The organism is Novosphingobium sp., assembly GCF_041915465.1.
In the GTDB taxonomy this organism is placed as follows: Bacteria; Pseudomonadota; Alphaproteobacteria; order Sphingomonadales; family Sphingomonadaceae; genus Novosphingobium.
In genome coordinates, this window is the sequence record NZ_JAYSBK010000069.1 from 1 (window position 1) to 15,864 (window position 15,864).

General features: G+C 62.9%; 21 protein-coding genes and 1 pseudogene. 7 read left to right on the forward strand and 15 right to left on the reverse strand.

The genetic code is table 11. The features are described 5' to 3' along the window. The 4 genes and pseudogenes from ACE3SN_RS11820 to rpmF all read right to left on the reverse strand — a co-directional run. Positions 1–107, reverse strand: a pseudogene (locus tag ACE3SN_RS11820) (integration host factor subunit alpha); the annotation flags it as partial. Between the two features lie 120 nt (positions 108–227). After that, positions 228–1,196, reverse strand: a complete 969-nt coding sequence (locus ACE3SN_RS11825; protein WP_374530255.1) for a beta-ketoacyl-ACP synthase III — start codon at positions 1,194–1,196, stop codon at positions 228–230. Further along, a complete protein-coding gene (gene plsX, locus ACE3SN_RS11830; RefSeq protein ID WP_374530257.1) occupies positions 1,193–2,251 on the reverse strand; it encodes a phosphate acyltransferase PlsX in 1,059 nt (352 codons plus the stop codon). Before plsX ends, ACE3SN_RS11825 begins: the two co-directional genes overlap by 4 nt. Before the next feature lie 26 nt (positions 2,252–2,277). Further along, the gene (gene rpmF, locus ACE3SN_RS11835; protein ID WP_374530259.1) at positions 2,278–2,457 is read right to left on the reverse strand and encodes a 50S ribosomal protein L32; all 180 of its coding nucleotides are present in this window, start codon (positions 2,455–2,457) and stop codon (positions 2,278–2,280) included. Between the two features lie 160 nt (positions 2,458–2,617). On the opposite strand from rpmF, the gene ACE3SN_RS11840 reads away from it, so the two are divergent. Continuing rightward, a complete protein-coding gene (locus ACE3SN_RS11840; RefSeq protein ID WP_374530261.1) occupies positions 2,618–3,010 on the forward strand; it encodes an MAPEG family protein in 393 nt (130 codons plus the stop codon). Between the two features lie 35 nt (positions 3,011–3,045). On the opposite strand, the gene ACE3SN_RS11845 is transcribed toward ACE3SN_RS11840, so the two are convergent. From ACE3SN_RS11845 to ACE3SN_RS11855, 3 genes are read right to left on the reverse strand one after another with little or no spacing between them, the layout of a single operon-like run. Continuing rightward, positions 3,046–3,714 (reverse strand): MBL fold metallo-hydrolase, encoded by a 669-nt coding sequence (locus ACE3SN_RS11845; RefSeq protein WP_374530263.1) that lies wholly within the window; start codon positions 3,712–3,714, stop codon positions 3,046–3,048. A gap of 27 nt (positions 3,715–3,741) precedes the next feature. Further along, entirely contained in the window at positions 3,742–4,479 is a 738-nt protein-coding gene (locus ACE3SN_RS11850; RefSeq protein WP_374530265.1) for a class I SAM-dependent methyltransferase, read from the reverse strand. Beyond that, positions 4,476–5,126 carry a helix-turn-helix transcriptional regulator gene (locus ACE3SN_RS11855; RefSeq protein WP_374530267.1) on the reverse strand — a complete coding sequence of 217 codons (651 nt, stop codon included), beginning with the start codon at positions 5,124–5,126 and terminating at the stop codon, positions 4,476–4,478. Before ACE3SN_RS11855 ends, ACE3SN_RS11850 begins: the two co-directional genes overlap by 4 nt. A gap of 109 nt (positions 5,127–5,235) precedes the next feature. Between ACE3SN_RS11855 and ACE3SN_RS11860 the strand changes: the two genes are divergently transcribed. From ACE3SN_RS11860 to ACE3SN_RS11885, 6 genes are all read left to right on the forward strand, one after another. Next, entirely contained in the window at positions 5,236–6,150 is a 915-nt protein-coding gene (locus ACE3SN_RS11860; protein ID WP_374530269.1) for an IS1595 family transposase, read from the forward strand. Further along, complete coding sequence (locus ACE3SN_RS11865) at positions 6,150–6,317, forward strand: hypothetical protein (RefSeq protein ID WP_374530271.1); 168 nt, start codon at positions 6,150–6,152, stop codon at positions 6,315–6,317. Before ACE3SN_RS11860 ends, ACE3SN_RS11865 begins: the two co-directional genes overlap by 1 nt. Beyond that, positions 6,314–7,093 (forward strand): hypothetical protein, encoded by a 780-nt coding sequence (locus ACE3SN_RS11870; protein WP_374530273.1) that lies wholly within the window; start codon positions 6,314–6,316, stop codon positions 7,091–7,093. Before ACE3SN_RS11865 ends, ACE3SN_RS11870 begins: the two co-directional genes overlap by 4 nt. Before the next feature lie 128 nt (positions 7,094–7,221). Next, positions 7,222–7,392: a hypothetical protein gene (locus ACE3SN_RS11875; protein ID WP_374530275.1), complete on the forward strand. Its 171-nt coding sequence runs from the start codon at positions 7,222–7,224 to the stop codon at positions 7,390–7,392. Positions 7,393–7,399: 7 nt separating this feature from the next. After that, positions 7,400–7,798 (forward strand): hypothetical protein, encoded by a 399-nt coding sequence (locus ACE3SN_RS11880; RefSeq protein ID WP_374530277.1) that lies wholly within the window; start codon positions 7,400–7,402, stop codon positions 7,796–7,798. Positions 7,799–7,872: 74 nt separating this feature from the next. After that, positions 7,873–8,481 carry a 2OG-Fe(II) oxygenase gene (locus ACE3SN_RS11885; protein WP_374530279.1) on the forward strand — a complete coding sequence of 203 codons (609 nt, stop codon included), beginning with the start codon at positions 7,873–7,875 and terminating at the stop codon, positions 8,479–8,481. Positions 8,482–8,490: 9 nt separating this feature from the next. Here ACE3SN_RS11885 and ACE3SN_RS11890 read toward each other — a convergent pair whose 3' ends face one another. From ACE3SN_RS11890 to cobT, 8 genes are all read right to left on the reverse strand, one after another. Beyond that, positions 8,491–9,429: a D-2-hydroxyacid dehydrogenase gene (locus ACE3SN_RS11890; protein WP_374530281.1), complete on the reverse strand. Its 939-nt coding sequence runs from the start codon at positions 9,427–9,429 to the stop codon at positions 8,491–8,493. Positions 9,430–9,431: 2 nt separating this feature from the next. Continuing rightward, positions 9,432–9,929 carry a DUF3828 domain-containing protein gene (locus tag ACE3SN_RS11895; RefSeq protein WP_374530283.1) on the reverse strand — a complete coding sequence of 166 codons (498 nt, stop codon included), beginning with the start codon at positions 9,927–9,929 and terminating at the stop codon, positions 9,432–9,434. Then, positions 9,926–11,380, reverse strand: coding sequence for a cysteine--tRNA ligase (gene cysS, locus ACE3SN_RS11900; RefSeq protein WP_374530285.1), 1,455 nt, complete (start codon positions 11,378–11,380; stop codon positions 9,926–9,928). Before cysS ends, ACE3SN_RS11895 begins: the two co-directional genes overlap by 4 nt. Before the next feature lie 46 nt (positions 11,381–11,426). After that, entirely contained in the window at positions 11,427–12,098 is a 672-nt protein-coding gene (locus ACE3SN_RS11905; protein WP_374530287.1) for a nitroreductase, read from the reverse strand. Between the two features lie 10 nt (positions 12,099–12,108). Then, positions 12,109–12,786, reverse strand: a complete 678-nt coding sequence (locus ACE3SN_RS11910; protein WP_374530289.1) for a nitroreductase — start codon at positions 12,784–12,786, stop codon at positions 12,109–12,111. Positions 12,787–12,858: 72 nt separating this feature from the next. Beyond that, positions 12,859–13,419 (reverse strand): DUF2846 domain-containing protein, encoded by a 561-nt coding sequence (locus ACE3SN_RS11915; protein WP_374530291.1) that lies wholly within the window; start codon positions 13,417–13,419, stop codon positions 12,859–12,861. Beyond that, positions 13,416–14,123: a hypothetical protein gene (locus ACE3SN_RS11920; RefSeq protein WP_374530293.1), complete on the reverse strand. Its 708-nt coding sequence runs from the start codon at positions 14,121–14,123 to the stop codon at positions 13,416–13,418. The genes ACE3SN_RS11915 and ACE3SN_RS11920 overlap by 4 nt, the downstream gene beginning before the upstream one ends. A 176-nt stretch (positions 14,124–14,299) precedes the next feature. Next, positions 14,300–15,864, reverse strand: a 1,565-nt coding sequence (cobT, locus tag ACE3SN_RS11925; RefSeq protein WP_374530295.1) for a cobaltochelatase subunit CobT, incomplete at its 5' end; no start/stop codon positions are given.

A 15,864-nucleotide genomic window follows, 5' to 3' on the forward strand; every position in this document is an offset into this window, starting at 1 on the left:
TCAAGGATCGACTCAACCATGCCAAGCGATTCCGACCTGGACAGGCCGAGCTTGCGATTGAGGGCTTCGGCCAGATCGGCCCGAGTGAGAGTACTCATGGAGCGCATCAACTCCTTTCCCTTCCCGTTGGCGCGACCCCTCGAATCAGAGAATACTAATTTGCGACCGAATTGCAACGCAACCATCGGATTTCCGCGCATTATTCGGTGCAGTTTATGTTTCGGACCCTAAATTCGGATCAAGCTGGCGCCCCAGGTAAAGCCGCCGCCCATCGCCTCAAGCATGACGAGGTCGCCAGGCTTGATCCGCCCGTCGCGAACCGCGGTGTCGAGCGCAAGCGGTACCGAGGCTGCCGAGGTATTGGCGTGGCGATCGAGGGTAACGACCACCTTTTCGGCCGGCAGCCCCAGCTTCTTTGCCGTGGCATCGAGAATGCGCTGATTGGCCTGATGCGGGACGACCCAGTCGAGATCGGCGGTCGACAGGCCGACTTCGGCCAGGACAGAGGCCAGGACTTCAGCGAGATTGACCACCGCGTGGCGGAACACTTCGCGGCCCTTCATGCGCACGTGGCCCACGGTTCCGGTGGTCGACGGACCGCCATCGACATAGAGCAGTTCGTTGTGCGCGCCATCGGCATGGAGCTTGGTCGCCAGCACACCCGGGCCGTCTTCGGCGACTTCGCGGGCTTCCAGCACAATCGCCCCGGCCCCGTCGCCGAACAGCACGCAAGTGGTGCGGTCTTCCCAGTCGAGGATGCGGCTGAAGGTTTCCGCACCGATCACCAGCGCGCGGCTAGCCATGCCGGAACGCAGCATCGAATCCGCAACGCCCACGGCATAGAGGAAGCCCGAACAGACCGCCGCGACGTCAAACGCCATGCCGCCGTTCGCGCCGATCGCGTCCTGCACGATCGTGGCAGTGGCCGGGAAAGTCTGGTTGGGGGTGGCGGTGGCGAGCACGATCAGGTCGATCGCCTTGCCGTCGACCCCAGCCGCCGCGCAGGCGCGCTTGGCCGCTTCGGTCGCCAGCGAGGCCGTGGTTTCGGTCTCGTCGGCGACATAGCGCGTGCGGATGCCGCTGCGTTCAACGATCCATTCGTCGCTGGTATCGACCCGCTCCGCCAATTCGGCATTGGTGACGGCACGCTTCGGCAGGGCGGATCCCGTGCCGATGAGAACAGAGCGACGAATCATTCGGCTGCAGCCTTCGGAGCCTTGCGCAGGCTTTCAGCGCCGAGCCGGGCGAGGTCCGCCGCAATCCGCTCGGTCAGGTTTTCTTCCAGCAGCCGCGCCGTGACGGCGACCGCATTCGCAACGCCCAGCGCCGAGGCCGAGCCATGGCTCTTCACGACCACACCGTTGAGGCCAAGGAAGACCGCACCGTTGTGGTTGTTGGGATCGAGGTGGTGCTTGAGCAGTTCGGTGGCCGGGCGCGAAACGAGGAACCCGAACTTGGAACGCAACGACGAGGCAAAGGCACGGCGCAGCAGATCGGCCACGAACCGGGCCGTGCCCTCCACCGCTTTCAGCGCGATGTTGCCGGAAAAGCCATCGGTGACCACGACGTCGACATCGCCCCGACCGAGCTTGTCGGCCTCGGTGAAGCCGTCGAACTGGATCGAAAGGTCCTTGGCCGCGGCGCGCAGCTGGGCAGCGGCGTTCTGCAGGCCCTCGGTGCCCTTGGTTTCTTCGGTCCCGATGTTGAGCAGGCGCACGCGCGGGCTTTCATGTCCCGTGACGATCCGCGAATAGGCCGCGCCCATTACCGCAAACTGTACCAGGTTGCGCGCATCGCATTCGGTGTTCGCGCCGAGATCGAGCATGACGAGGTCGGTATCGCCGAGTGTCGGCAGCAGCGCGGAAAGCGCCGGGCGGTCGATCCCCGGCATGGTGCGCAGCGCCAGCTTGGCCATGGCCATCAGCGCGCCGGTATTGCCGGCCGATACGGCAGCGCCGGCTGCTCCTTCCTTCACTGCGTTGATCGCAAGGCCCATCGACGTGGTCTTGGCGCGGCGCAGCGCCTGAGTCGGCTTTTCATCGCCGCTCACCACATCGGGTGCATGGAGGATTTCGGAAGCGGCGCGCAGATTCGGATGCGCTTCGAGCGCAGCCTTGATCCGGTCTTCGTCGCCGACCAGCAGGAATTTGAACTGATCGTGGCGGCGCCGTGCCAGCGCCGCGCCTTCGATCATCACGCGCACGCCTTCATCGCCGCCCATCGCGTCAATAGCGATACGCGGCAGGCTCATTTGCGCTTACTCCTGGGAATTCGGGCTTAGAGCCCGACCGCGATAACTTCGCGCCCGTTGTAGTGGCCGCAAGCGGTGCACAGGTTGTGCGGGCGCTTGAGTTCACCGCAGTTGGAGCATTCGTGGAATGCTTCGGCCTTCAGCGCATCGTGGCTGCGGCGCATGCCCCGGCGGGAGGGCGTGGTTTTTCTTTTGGGGACAGCCATTGCGGCACCTGTTCCTGAAAATTCTCGAGTCGTCTAACAAGGCCGCGCAAATGGCACTGGGGCCGGCGGCTAGCGAAGGCGCGCCTATAACGAATTTGTCACGCGTTGCAAGCACCGTCCGTCCTTTGACCATGCAAGACCTCAACGGGGGAGAACAACAATGCTGCTTACCACCACACTGTGCCTCGCGGCTGCGGCCGCACTGATCAACTTCTGGCTGGCCCTGCGCTGCGGCCAGGTGCGCGCCCGGGAAAAGATCAGCATCGGCACCGGCGGGCATGACCTGCTCGAACGCCGGATGCGTGCGCAGCTCAACTTTGCGGAGAACACCCCGTGGGTCCTGGCCCTGTGCGGCCTGATCGAACTGGCCGGAAAGGGCGGCACCTGGCTGCCGATCGTTGGCGCGCTCTACATGATCGGCCGCGTCGCCCACGGCCTGGGCATGGATGGCGGAAGCCTTGAAAAGGGCCGTGGTCTGGGCGTCATGATCACCATGCTGACCCAGCTGGGCCTCGCCGTGGTGGGCGTACTCGTCGCCACCGGCCATATGTGAAGGCTGCTCCCCCGCCCTGCACGGCGGGGCGGGGATCAGCTCAGCAGGTAATCGCTGACGAAGCCGTTGACCTGCCGCTCGCGCCCGAAGGTGCTGGTCGGGCCGTGGCCGGGAATGAAGGTCACGTCGTTGCCCAGCGGCCAGAGCTTCTGCGTGATCGAATCGATCAGTTGCTGGTGGTTGCCCATCGGAAAGTCGGTGCGACCGATGGAGCCCGCGAACAGCACGTCACCCACGATCGCCAGGTGGCCTTCGGGAATATAAAACACCACGTGGCCTGGCGTGTGGCCCGGACAATGCAACACCTGCAGCACCGATTCGCCGACGGTGACGGTATCGCCGTCCTCCAGCCAGCGGTCGGGCTCGAACACTTCGGCGTGCATCCCCCAGCGCTGGCCGTCCTCGCCCAGCTTGGCGATCCAGAACCGGTCGGCTTCTTGCGGCCCTTCGATCGGCACGCCCAGTTCCTTGGCCAGAATACCGGCCTGGCCGCAGTGATCGAGGTGGCCGTGGGTGACGAGCAGCTTTTCGATGGTCACGCCCATCTTCGCGACTGCCGCCTTAAGCTTGTCGAGGTCCCCGCCCGGATCGACGAGCGCGCCCTTCATCGTCCGGGTGCACCAGATCAGCGAACAGTTCTGCTCAAGCGGGGTGACGGGAATGATCCCGACGCGGATCGGCGGTTCGGTGGAAGGTTGGGTCATGCCCTCGATTTGGCCGGTGCGCGCGGTTTAATCAATCCCCGGCGCTACCACGAGCCGGTAGCCCGCATCGTAGGTGTCTAGCGCGGCAAGATCGGCGTAGCGCCTGTCCCAGGCTCCGCTTTCCAGATCGCGTCCCAGCCGGGACAGCCCTGCTTCAGCGCCTTCGATCATCCAGAACGAGGAACTGCCCGAGCGAATACGCGGATCGAGATAGGCACCCGGACGCCGCCAGTAGGCATAGAGGAAGCCGTCGGAGCAATCGTGCGGCACAGGGACCCGACGCACCTCCACCGGGCCAAGCCAGCGCGCATAGTCAGCCATCGCGGGCATCTGCGCCTCGTCGAGCGCAGCAAGTTCGGGCAGGTAATCGGTCAGCCACGGCCGGTGCGCGGGATCGAAGGTAAGCAGCACGATTGGTCCGCGCGTCACGCGGCGCAGTTCGGCAAGGCCCGCCTGTTTGTCCGGCCAGTGGTGGATCGTCAGGATCGCCATTGCCGCATCGAACGCCTTGTCGGCAAACGGCAATGCCCCAGCCTCGGCCTGGACAGCCGGGGCAGCTCCTGCCGGACGTTTGCGGATCATCTCCAGCGAGGGCTCCACAGCGGTAACGTGCCGGCCCGCAGGCTCATATGAGCCAGTTCCCGCGCCGACATTGATCACGCTCCGCGCTATGCCCAGCGCCGCATCGACAAGCGAGGCGATCCGCGGATCGGGTTTGCGCAGTTCAGCGTAGTTGATGCCGATCGTGTCGTAGCGCGCGGTCACAGCCGCCCGCTCTTCCACACCACCCGGCCGATCACCTGCACATCTTCGCTTGGCAGTTCGAGCGTGCGGTAGGCGGGATTGTCGCTGACGAGGGCGATGGTGCCAGGGCGGCTGGTATCGAGCCGCTTGACCAGCAGCGCATCACCCGTGCGCACCACGTGGATCCCGTCGCGCAAGGGACGAGGGGACCGATCGACCAGGATTTCGTCGCCGTCGCGCAGGGTGCCTTCCATCGAATCGCCCTCCACCCGGATCGCCGAGAGCTGCGCCGGATCGAGCCCCTGTTCCCGCAGCCAGCGCGCCGAAAAGCGGAACGCGCCGATCGGCGCTTCTTCGAGTGCCAGCGCCCCTGACCCCGCCGATGCACCAAGCGGCAAACGCGGCACGTCGACCCATTCGCCGCGCTTGGGCGTGACAGTCCCGACAGAGGAATTTTCCTCCGGAGCGCCAAGCTCGGATTCGTCCACGCCAAAGAACCGCGCCAGCGTGCGGCGATCGGTCTCCTCCAGCTTGCGCGGGCTGCCTTTGCGCACGAACTGCTGCAAATACGTGGAGTTTCGTCCGATCAGCTCGGACAAACCAGACAGGCTGGCGCCCTGCTGACTGGCCAGTTGCAGCAAGCGGGCACGCGGATCGGGAGTAACCATGAAATCTTCCTACACGATGTATTTTTCCTAGACAAGTAGGATTTGGCGTTATTATACTTGACATACCCACTCCGTAGGATTATTCCTAAATCCAAGGAGTTTCAGTGTCATGTCGAACCTTTCCGCCCCGCATTTCCACGATGAGGAAAAGTCCTACGAATATGTAGAGGCGCGGCTCTGGCCGAATGGCCCCGTTTGCCCGCATTGCGGTGGCATGGAGAAGGTCGGCAAGCTGAAGGGCAAGACCACCCGCCCCGGCCTGTGGAAGTGCTACCAGTGCCGCAAGCCCTTCACCGTCAAGATCGGCACCATCTTCGAAGACAGCAAGGTTCCGATGCGCCTGTGGCTTCAGGCCATGTATCTGATTGCTGGCAGCAAGAAGGGTATTTCCAGCAACCAGCTGCACCGCATCCTTGGCGTCACCCTCAAGACTGCTTGGTTTATGTCGCACCGTATCCGCGAAGCTATGCGCGAGAATGGCCTTGAGCCGTTCGGCGGCGAAGGCGGCATGGTTGAGGTCGATGAGACCTTTATTGGGCGCGAACCGGGCCGCGAGGTCAAGCAGTCCTACCACCACAAGATGAAGGTGCTTTCGCTGGTCGATCGCCACTCTGGCCGCGCCCGCTCGTTCGTGATTGACGGCGTGAACGCGGATCAAATCGGCCCGATTGTGATTGAGAACATCAGCCGCGAAGCCAAGCTTATGACCGATGAGCACGGCGTTTATCGCTACCTGGCCATCCACTTTGCGGGCCATCAGGTCGTGAGCCACCGCGCAAACGAATATGTGCGCGGCGATGCTCATACCAACACCATCGAGGGCTATTTCAGCATCTTCAAGCGCGGCATGAAGGGCGTCTATCAGCACTGCCAGAAGAAGCATCTGCACCGCTATCTGGCCGAATTTGACTTCCGGTATTCCAACCGCGTCGCGCTCGGCTACAATGACAGCGACCGTGCCGACGCGCTCTTGAAGGGTGTGATTGGCAAGCGTCTCACCTACCAAACAACTGGTGCAGCGTAATGCCGAAGCAAAAAAAGCCAAAGGAGACCCCGAAGCAGCAGGCCGCAAGGTTCGCCGCCGAGGTCGAGCGCATGAAAGCCGCTGGCGAGCTAAACCCCACCGAGGCAGATAATGCTTTGGACAAGCTTTTATCGTCAGTGAAACTGAAGAATGATCACACATCATGACTGTTTCAATCGAAGATGAATTCTTGCCAGTTCAGGATTCGATCGATTTCGCAAATACTGCAATCGCGGAACTTGATCAGTTGATTAAGGCGTTCTTCAAACGTGATGTTGCAGAGATTATCATTGATATTGATCCTAAGACTGGAGAGAATGTCCAAAAAATCAAGTTCAAAGCACATATTCCGAAGGATTTTAGGCGAAAAGCCACGGAAGCATTGAACAGTGCTAGGCACAGCTTTGATCAAGCCGCCTTTGCGGCTCGCAACATACTGGGCAAACGATCCCGTAAGGGCGTCAATTACCCATGGAGCCGAAATCCCTCTGACCTTGATAGGTTGTTGCGCGAGCGCGGTTTTGATTCGCGCCTGTGGGATACGATAAGGGAACATGAGCCCTACGCCACTTCTGATAGCCACGTTGGAGGTGACGACTTGATTCGTACGATTGCCACCATCGCAAACAATAAGCACACTGTCGGACTCTCCATTAATGGATTTATTGCTGAAACTACCTTTCCGAATATCAAGACAATCAGAATTGAGTCCTTTTCCATCCCAAATCCAATATGGGACCCTGCTAAAAATGAAGCTGAACTTATAAGGTGGAAAGGGGATATCGAAATTGACGGCGATTACAATTTCACATTTGTAGTATGCCTCAAGGACCATCGGCTTGCGAAGCCGGTAGATGTTATGTTTGCTCTTCGCTACTTCACGCAAAAGGCGAAGATTGTGTGCGACAGCATCAAGGCTAAGTGCCTTGAAATTTCCAGCTAGACTAGAGGCGCTCATTCAGCACCCCCGATCCGGCCTGGGTATCCTTTGTATAATAACGCCTAGGATTTGGCGAACAAAAACAGGATTATTCCTGCATCGATTCGCAGGAAACCAACAGGAGGGCCCCTATGCTGATTACGCGGATCGAACGTTTCTTGCGCGAAACCGGAATGCCCTGGACGAAGTTCGGGCGGCTTGCCGTGCATGATCCGCGCTTTGTCGAAGACCTCCGCAATGGTCGCACTCCGCGTTCCGCAACGGAATTGCGCGTGGAACATTTCATGAATATTTATCGGTAGGAAGCCCGTGCAATTTGATCCCGCCAGCCACCGCGCCTTGCAGGTTGCCCTGGAACGCCCAGCCCGCACCGTTGCACGCCGAACGCCCACGCGTTCCGGCCCCTGGTTGCCACTGCTCTCGGCGCTGCTGGAAATGGCCGGGGGCAAGGCCGAACTGATCCGCCACAGCGAGCGCGCCTGGGCCAGCGTAACGTTTTCGGGCAGCCGCCACACCGTGCAGCTTGCCTTCACCGGGGCCGAAGCGGTTGCCGCCGGAGAGGCCATGATCGAGGCCCTGTCCGACCATGAATTCACGATCCCGCGCCATCTCGTCGCCGATACGGCGGTCATCTCTGCCGAGCACGTCGCCCTGCCCGAAGAGCGGCTGACGATCGAAGTGGAGCTGCTGCTGCTCGACGATTGCTGACCCGCCTGCCTACCCCTATGATCCTCGCGGGCGACGGGCCGGAGCCGGGCGCTGCGAGGAAGGGGTATCGAACAATGGCGGGGCTGATACCGCGCACGCAAATCTTCGAGAACTTCCTCGCGGACGAATTGCGTGCCGAATTGCTGGATTACACGCTCGCGAGCGAGAATGACTATGTCGCTTCAGGCGTGCATATCGGTGGCGAGGAGCGGACCAGGGACCATTACCGCATCGCCGCCTATCACAAGGACGGCCTTGGTCGGCTCAAGAAGAAGTTCCGGATCGTGGCGGAGGACAGTTTCGAGCGCCTGTGCGAAGGCGCTGGACTGCGGCCCTTCAAGATCGACTGGATCGAGATCGAAGTCGCCGCGCATGGCGACGGCGCCTACTTCCTGCCCCATATCGACACCTATACCGGGCGCGGGCGCGGCGATCAGAAAAGCGACCGGCTGCTGACCGCGGTCTATTACTATCACCGCGAGCCCAAGGGATTTTCCGGCGGAAATCTGGAGATTTTCCCGTTCGGTGGCGGCGATGTCTGCCAATCGATCGAGCCTGCGCAGAACCGCCTGGCCTGTTTCTCATCGACCGTGCTGCATCAGGTCTCGCGCGTGTCGTGCCCCAGCGGAAAATTCGCGGACAACCGTTTTGCCCTCAACATCTGGTATCACCGGGCCAAATAGCCGCTCGTCTCAGTACCCCAGGGCGTAATCGACCATCGGGGTTAGTGGTTCGCCGCGCTCATACCGCCCAAGATTGGCGAGGAACCGCTCGGCCGCGCGCACGAACATCCGGTCCTGCGCGCGCCCTGACAGGTGCATGGTGACCTGCGTGTTGCTCAGCCCCCACAGCGGATCTTCCGCCGGCAGCGGCTCGGGCGTGGTGACGTCGAGCAGCGCGCCGCCGATCCGACCTTCGGCCAATGCGGCAGTCAGCGCCGCCTGATCAATCACGCTGCCGCGCGCAACGTTGACGATAACCGCATCGCCCTTCATCGCCGCGATTTCGGCCGCGCCGATCATCCCGGTGGTTTCCGCCGTCGCGGGTACGCTGACAATGATCCAGTCAAACTCGCCCAAGCGGCCGCGCCATTCATCCGGCCCGAGCGTGCCCGGCCCCGAACTGCGACGCACCTTGGTGACTTCGACCCCAAACGCGGCAAGGCGGCTGTCCACTTCTTGCCCGATCGCGCCGTACCCAAGGATCAACGCCTTGCTGGCATAGAGCTCGCGCTTGCCCGGCGCGTCCTTCAGCCATTCGCGGCGGTCCATCGCGCGCACGATCTCGCGATAGCCCTTGCAGTGGCCGAGCAGGCCCATCACTACGAATTCGGCAATCGGCACGGCATTGATCCCTGCCCCGTTGGTCAGGATCACACCGCGCTGTGCAAGCAGGTCCAGCGGGAAACTTTCCACGCCCGCGAACACCGAATTGAGCCACTTGAGCCCGGTTGCACTGGTGATCGCGGCGACCAGGTCCGGCTTCGAATACATGTCGAACCAGCCGATCTCCGCCACGGCGGCCAGGTCCAGCGCCTCCTGCTTGGTGGCATACCAGCGCGGCTCTACCCAGGCGGGCAGGCGGCTTTCCAGCAGCGGCTTCAGCAGGGCATTGATCACGGTGACGGTCATGATCAGCTGCCCGGAACCTCGGTCAGTTCCTGCTGCATGGCAGCCTTGATGCCCTGCGGCGCGCTGTCGCTGAACAGGTCGTCGATCACCCACCGGCCGCCTTCGCGCACCATGACCAGGCGTTGTTCGACCACCGAATCCCAGCCGACGTTGACCTTGACCGTTACTTCAATCTGGCCGGGAGCGATCACGCTGAGCCCGGTGCGCTTCCAGCTGAAGCTCTTCCAGTCCAAGTCCTGACAATCGCAGAACCACCCATAGTCGCTGAGCCCGGTCAGCTCATCGCCATTGTGCTTGAGCCAGGCGCGGATCAGCTTCTTGGTCGATGCGGAAAAGACCGGGCGATACCAATCGCTGTCGCCGCCGTTTTCCTTGTAATAGGGGCCGTATGCCTTTGACAGCGTGGCATCGACCGCGCGCTCGGACACGGCGGGCGCAGGTTTGCCAGCGGCAAGGACGAACGGCAGCAGGCACAGGGCAACAACGCGCATTGGCTTCATGAAAGTCTCCATTCCCAACCCAGCGCGTCCCCATCCATGACTTCCACGCCCTGCGCGGCGAGTTCATCGCGCAGCGCATCGGAAGCCGCGAAATCCTTGTTTGCCCGAGCTTCCTTGCGGGCATCGAGCAGTCTGGCAATCTCGCTATCCGCGATGGTTGCCGACTTGGGCCGCAAGCGCAAGTCCGCCCGTTCCAGCGTCAGCAGGCCAAGGCCCAGCACCGCATCCATCGCCGCGATCACGGCCAGCTTTTCCCCGGCATCGACCTTCTTGAGCGCCGCCACCTCTTCCAGCACGGTCAGCGCGACCGGCGTGTTGAGATCGTCGGACACGGCAGCATCGAAGCGTTCAAGGAAGGGCGCGAACTTTGGCCCCCAGCTTTCCGCAGGCGCCGCCTGCGCGCGCAAGTTTCCGACTGTCATCAGCAGCCGCTTCAACCGCACCAGCGCCGCGCCTAGCCCGTCCCAGCTGAATTCCAGTTCGCTGCGGTAATGGGCCTGCAGGCACATCATGCGGTAAGCGAGCGGGTGATAGCCCTTGTCGATCAGCAGTTGCAGCCGCAGGAACTCGCCCGAGGACTTCGACATCTTGCCGCTGCGCTCGACCAGGAAGTTGTTGTGCATCCACACCCGCGCACCGGAATTGGCCGGCACGTCGAGGCCATTGGTGCAGCAAAAGGCCTGGTTCTGGGCGATCTCGTTGGGGTGATGGATTTCGCGGTGGTCGATCCCGCCGGTGTGGATATCGAACGGAAAGCCGAGCAGCTGCCCCGACATGACCGAGCATTCCAGGTGCCAGCCCGGCGCGCCCCGGCCCCACGGGCTGTCCCATTCCATCTGGCGCTTTTCGCCCGGCGGGGTCTTGCGCCAGATCGCGAAGTCGGCGGCGTTGCGCTTGCCCTCGACAGCCTCGATCCGGCCCTCGCCCTCTTCGGTGTTCGCGCGGGCAAGCCGGCCATAGTCGGCCACGGTCGAAACGTCGAAATAGAGCCCGCTATCCAGCTCGTAGCAATGCTTGTCGGCAATGCTTTTGGCAAAGTCGATCATCGCCGGCACATAGTCGGTCGCGATTGACCAGTGCGCCGGCTGGCGGATGTTCAGCGCCTTGATGTCGGCCCAGTAGGCTTCGGTATAGTGCTTCGCGGTGTCCCAGATCGACTGCGCGCGGGCCGCAGCCATCTTTTCCATCTTGTCCTCGCCCTCGTCCCCGTCGTCGGTCAGGTGGCCGACATCGGTGATGTTGATGACGTGGGTCAGCTTGTAGCCCTTGAAGCTCAGCGTGCGCCCCAACACGTCGGCAAAGACGTAGGCGCGCATATTGCCGATGTGCGGGTAGTTGTAGACCGTCGGCCCGCAGGTATAGACGCGCGCTTCGCCCGGGTGGACGGGCTGGAACGGTTCCAGCTGGCGGGTCAGGCTGTTGAACAGCTTCAGGGGAATGGCATCAGTCATTCCCCGGGCCTTACCGGGCCGCTCGCGCGGGTCAAGCGGGAGGGCGTCAGAAGCCCTGCCAGCGCACCACTTCGTCCAGCGGTGCGCGCGGCACCGGGAACTGGTTGATCGGCTGATCGCGGTCGCCGTGGCCGATGGCAAGGCCGCAAAAGAAGATGTGGTCTTCCGGGATGTCGACGCATTCGCGGATCTGTTTGGTATAGACCGCCCAGGCTTCCTGCGCGCAGCTGTCCAGCCCTTCCTCGCGCAGCAGCAGCATCACGGTTTGCAGCCACATCCCCATGTCCGACCACTGCGGCGGCCCCATGTAGCGGGGCGTGTGGATCAGCATCAGCACCGGCGCGCCAAAGGCCTGGAAGTTGCGGCCAAACCACTTGAGGCGGCTGGCCTTGTCCTCGCGCGGGATGCCAAGCGCGGCATACATCGCCTCACCCACGCCGAACCGGCGGGTGGCATAGGCACCCTCAAGTTCGGGCGGGTAGATGTTGTATTCGGGCGAATAGGCCGCCAGCCCCTGCGGGATCACCTCGGCCACCTTGGCAAGCAGCTTGGCGAGTTCGTCGCCGCCCAGCATCACCGCGTTCCACGGCTGGGTGTTGCCGCCCGAAGGGGCGTTCTGCGCCTTTTCGAGGACGCGGGTCAGGACGGCGCGGTCGACGGGTTGATCCTTGAACGCACGGATCGAGCGGCGCGAGGCGACGGCTTCGGTGACGTCCATGACAGTACCCCTATTCGAAGCCGAGGAACTTGATCTTCCCGTCCAGCGGTTCGCGCTTGCGGTCGAAGTGGTTCACCGGGTCTTCCTCGTCCTGATAGCCGATGGCGATGCCGCAGAAGAAGATGTGGGTTTCATCCGAAACGCCCACGAAGTCCTTGATCACCTTGGCATAGAGCGAAAGAAATTCCTGCGGGCAGGAATCGAGGCCGTGTTCGCGCAGCAGCAACATGATGGTCTGGAGCCACATGCCGACGTCCGACCATTGCGGCGCGCTCATCACGCGCGGGAAATAGACCATCAGCACGGCCGGAGCGTCGAACGAAACCACGTTGCGCGCCATGAAGTCTGCCCGGCCTTCCTTGTCGGCACGCTCGACGTTCAGCGCGGCATACATGTCGGCCCCGACCTGGTGCAGGCGGGCAAGGCATTCGGGCAGGACTTCGGGATCGCTCCACGAGTACTCCTTGGGGTCCTGCGGCTGCGAGGCCCGCATCTTCGCCTGGAGCTGACGCAGCGGTTCGCCCGTAAGGATCGCACCTTCCCAGGGCTGGAAATTGCAGCCAGACGGGGCCCAACGCGCCGTCTCCATGATCTGACGGATCAGGTCGAGCGGAACGGGCTTGTCCTGGAAAGCGCGGATCGAGCGGCGGGAAAGGACGGCGTCGGTAACGGTGGTGCTTTGGGTCATGGCCCGTTTAATTGTTCGATTAAACGCGCCGGTCAAGCCACAAAGTTCACACCACCGTTACTCATCCCGTCATTACTGCGCGGCGGGAGCGGCAGCAGCTGCGGCCAGCGCGGCCTTCACTTCATCGGGACGCAGCGCGCCCGGTCCGGGCCCCATGTCATCGGCGTCGACCATCTTGAACTTCTTCATGCCGCGGAATTCGGTCTCGCTGGACGGGCGGATATCCGGGCGGCCGACCATGATCCCCATCTTGATCTTGCACTGGGCAAACTGGGTTTCATCGGCTTCGACTTCGAGCGCGAGGGTATCCTTGGCTTCGCTCGCCACGGTAAATTCGTGGCGACCCGGCTCGGTCACCATGATGAAGTAGCGGCCACCGCCCAGCGAGCTGACCTTCTGGCCGTTCTCGTGGACCGAGCAGGCCACCGCCGCCCCGCCAAGGCCGCCCTTGCGGAAGAACACGATCTGCCCCTTGCCCGCAGGCGGCGCGGGAATCTGGATCTGCGCGGCTGGAATTGAAGAGTTGTCATCCTCCTCTGCCGCTTCAGCCTTGTTGCCCGCATAGGCCATCGACGCAGCGGCCAGCGCCAGCGATACGGCGCTGAGGCCGATCATCATCTTGCGATAATTCATCGTCTTGTTTCTCCGGTTTCCCCTTGCCCTGCTGCAACCGGGGCCGGCGCGGGCAACGCAACGCTCGGTCCGTATTCGAATGGCTCGGCGGTCTTGGCGGGAAGGATCGTGCCCTTGGCGACGTTCTTCTGCCCGCCGGTAATGAAGAAGCCGACCAGTGCGACCGCCGGGATCGTTGCCGCAGTCGCGACGTTGATGGTCTGCACCGTTCCCATTTTGTCGTCGACTATGGGGTCGAGCTTCAACGAGCGCAGACGCAGCTGGCGATCGCCGACTTGCAGGAAGCGCGCGGCCAGCACCAGTTCGCCGGGTGCACCGCTGCCGCCGCTCTTCTTGGCGTGAACGACCTCACCCTGTCCGGGCGTACCGGCCGGAATTACTGCCACGCCGTCGATGACGATCGGCTCTGCCAGATGGAACGGAAAGGTCTCGCCGGTCTTGCTGATCTTGCTTCCCAAATCGACGTCGATGACGATGCTGATCGGCGTCAGCGCGGGGATGACATGGCTTGCGGCGGCCTGCGCCTCGACCGGGGCAACGGCCTGAGCCGCAGACGACGCGTCGGCCGCAATCGCGCCTTTTCCAGAACTTTGGTTGGGTCCATAACTTTGAGCGGCCGCCGAACTGCCACTGGCGCCAGCGTCAGGCGACTGCCTACCCGGTACATCTGCGCCCGGCGCGGGCTCGGTTCCAGCCCTTGCCACGCTTGCAGCACCGACGAGCAGGCCCAAGGCCAGGGCCAATTGACGCGCGACCTTCAAAGCATTCCCCCTTGAAGCTTCCCCTTAAGCTTCAAGGAATTGATGGCTGCTTTGTACAATTAAAGCAAGCAGTTCCATCCACTTTGGACAAGGTTCGACAAGCCCGAGGAACGGACTGCCTATTCGTCCTCGAACAGCCGTGCCAATTGTTCGATCATCGCGCCGCCGAGCTGTTCGACGTCCATGATCGTCACTGCGCGGCGATAATACCGCGTCACGTCATGGCCGATGCCGATCGCGACCAGCTGCACCGGCGACTGCTTTTCGATCCAGTCGATCACGCGGCGCAGGTGCAGTTCGAGATAGCCCGCGCTGTTGACGCTGAGCGTGGAGTCATCCACCGGCGCGCCGTCCGAAATCACCATCAGGATGCGGCGGTCCTCGGCCCGGCCCAGCAGGCGCTGGTGCGCCCAGAGCAGCGCCTCGCCGTCGATGTTTTCCTTGAGCAGGCCTTCGCGCATCATCAGGCCCAGGTTCTTGCGGGCGTGGCGATAGGGCTCGTCGGCCTTCTTGTAGACGATGTGGCGCAGGTCGTTGAGGCGGCCCGGCTGCGCGGGCTTGCCGCCGGCGAGCCACGCCTCGCGGCTCTGCCCGCCCTTCCACGCGCGGGTGGTGAAACCGAGAATCTCGGTCTTGACCCCGCAGCGCTCCAGCGTGCGCGCCAGCACGTCGGCGCTGATTGCCGCGATCGAGATCGGGCGCCCGCGCATCGAGCCGGAATTGTCGAGCAGCAGGGTAACGATGGTGTCCTTGAACTCGACCTCGCGCTCGATCTTGTAGGACAGCGAATGGCCGGGCGAAATCACCACACGGGCGAGCCGCGCGGCGTCGAGCAGGCCTTCTTCCTGGTCGAAGTCCCAGCTGCGGTTCTGCTGCGCCATCAGGCGGCGCTGGAGCCGGTTGGCAAGCTTGGTGACGATCCCCTGCAGGCCCTTCAATTGCGCGTCGAGATAGGCGCGCAGGCGGCCCAGTTCATCCTCGTCGCACAGGTCGCTGGCGCTGACCATTTCGTCGAACTGGGTGGTGAAGGCCTTGTAGTCGAAGTTCGCGGGAATCTCGGTCCACGGGCGGTTCGGGCGGGTGGGAAGCATCCCTTCCTCGCCCTCGTCGCCTTCTTCCGCCTCGGCGGATTCGTCTTCCATTTCGCGCTGGGATTCGCTTTCGCCCTCCTCGTCGCTTTCGCTGGGCTCAGCGGCAGCTTCGCTGGGCGATTCGTCCTCGGCGCCGTCACCGTCGTCAGGTTGCTCTTCGTCCTGCTCCTGATCCTGGTCCTGATCCTCGCCCTCTTCGGTTTCGGGATCGAGCTGGTCGGCGCGGGTCAGCTCAAGGTGCTTGAGCATATCGAGCGCGACATGCTGAAAGGCTTCCTGGTCTTCAAGCGAGCTGGCCAGCGCCTCGAAATCCTTGCCGGCTTTGTCGCCGATCCAGCCGCGCAGCAGGTCCACGCCCTCGCGCGCAGCCTCGGGCACCGGCTGGCCGGTGAGGTGTTCGCGCAGCAAGAGCGCAAGCGCGGCCTGCATCGGCACTTCGTCGGGACGGCTGGCGCGGGTGATCGGATCGCCGCCGATCCGCACCAACTGTGCCGCGTCAAGGTTCGCGCGCACCCCGGCATAGGCATTGGCACCCAGCGCTTCGTAACGCACCTGCTCGACCGCGTCATAGCAGGCCCGCGCGGTGGGCTCTG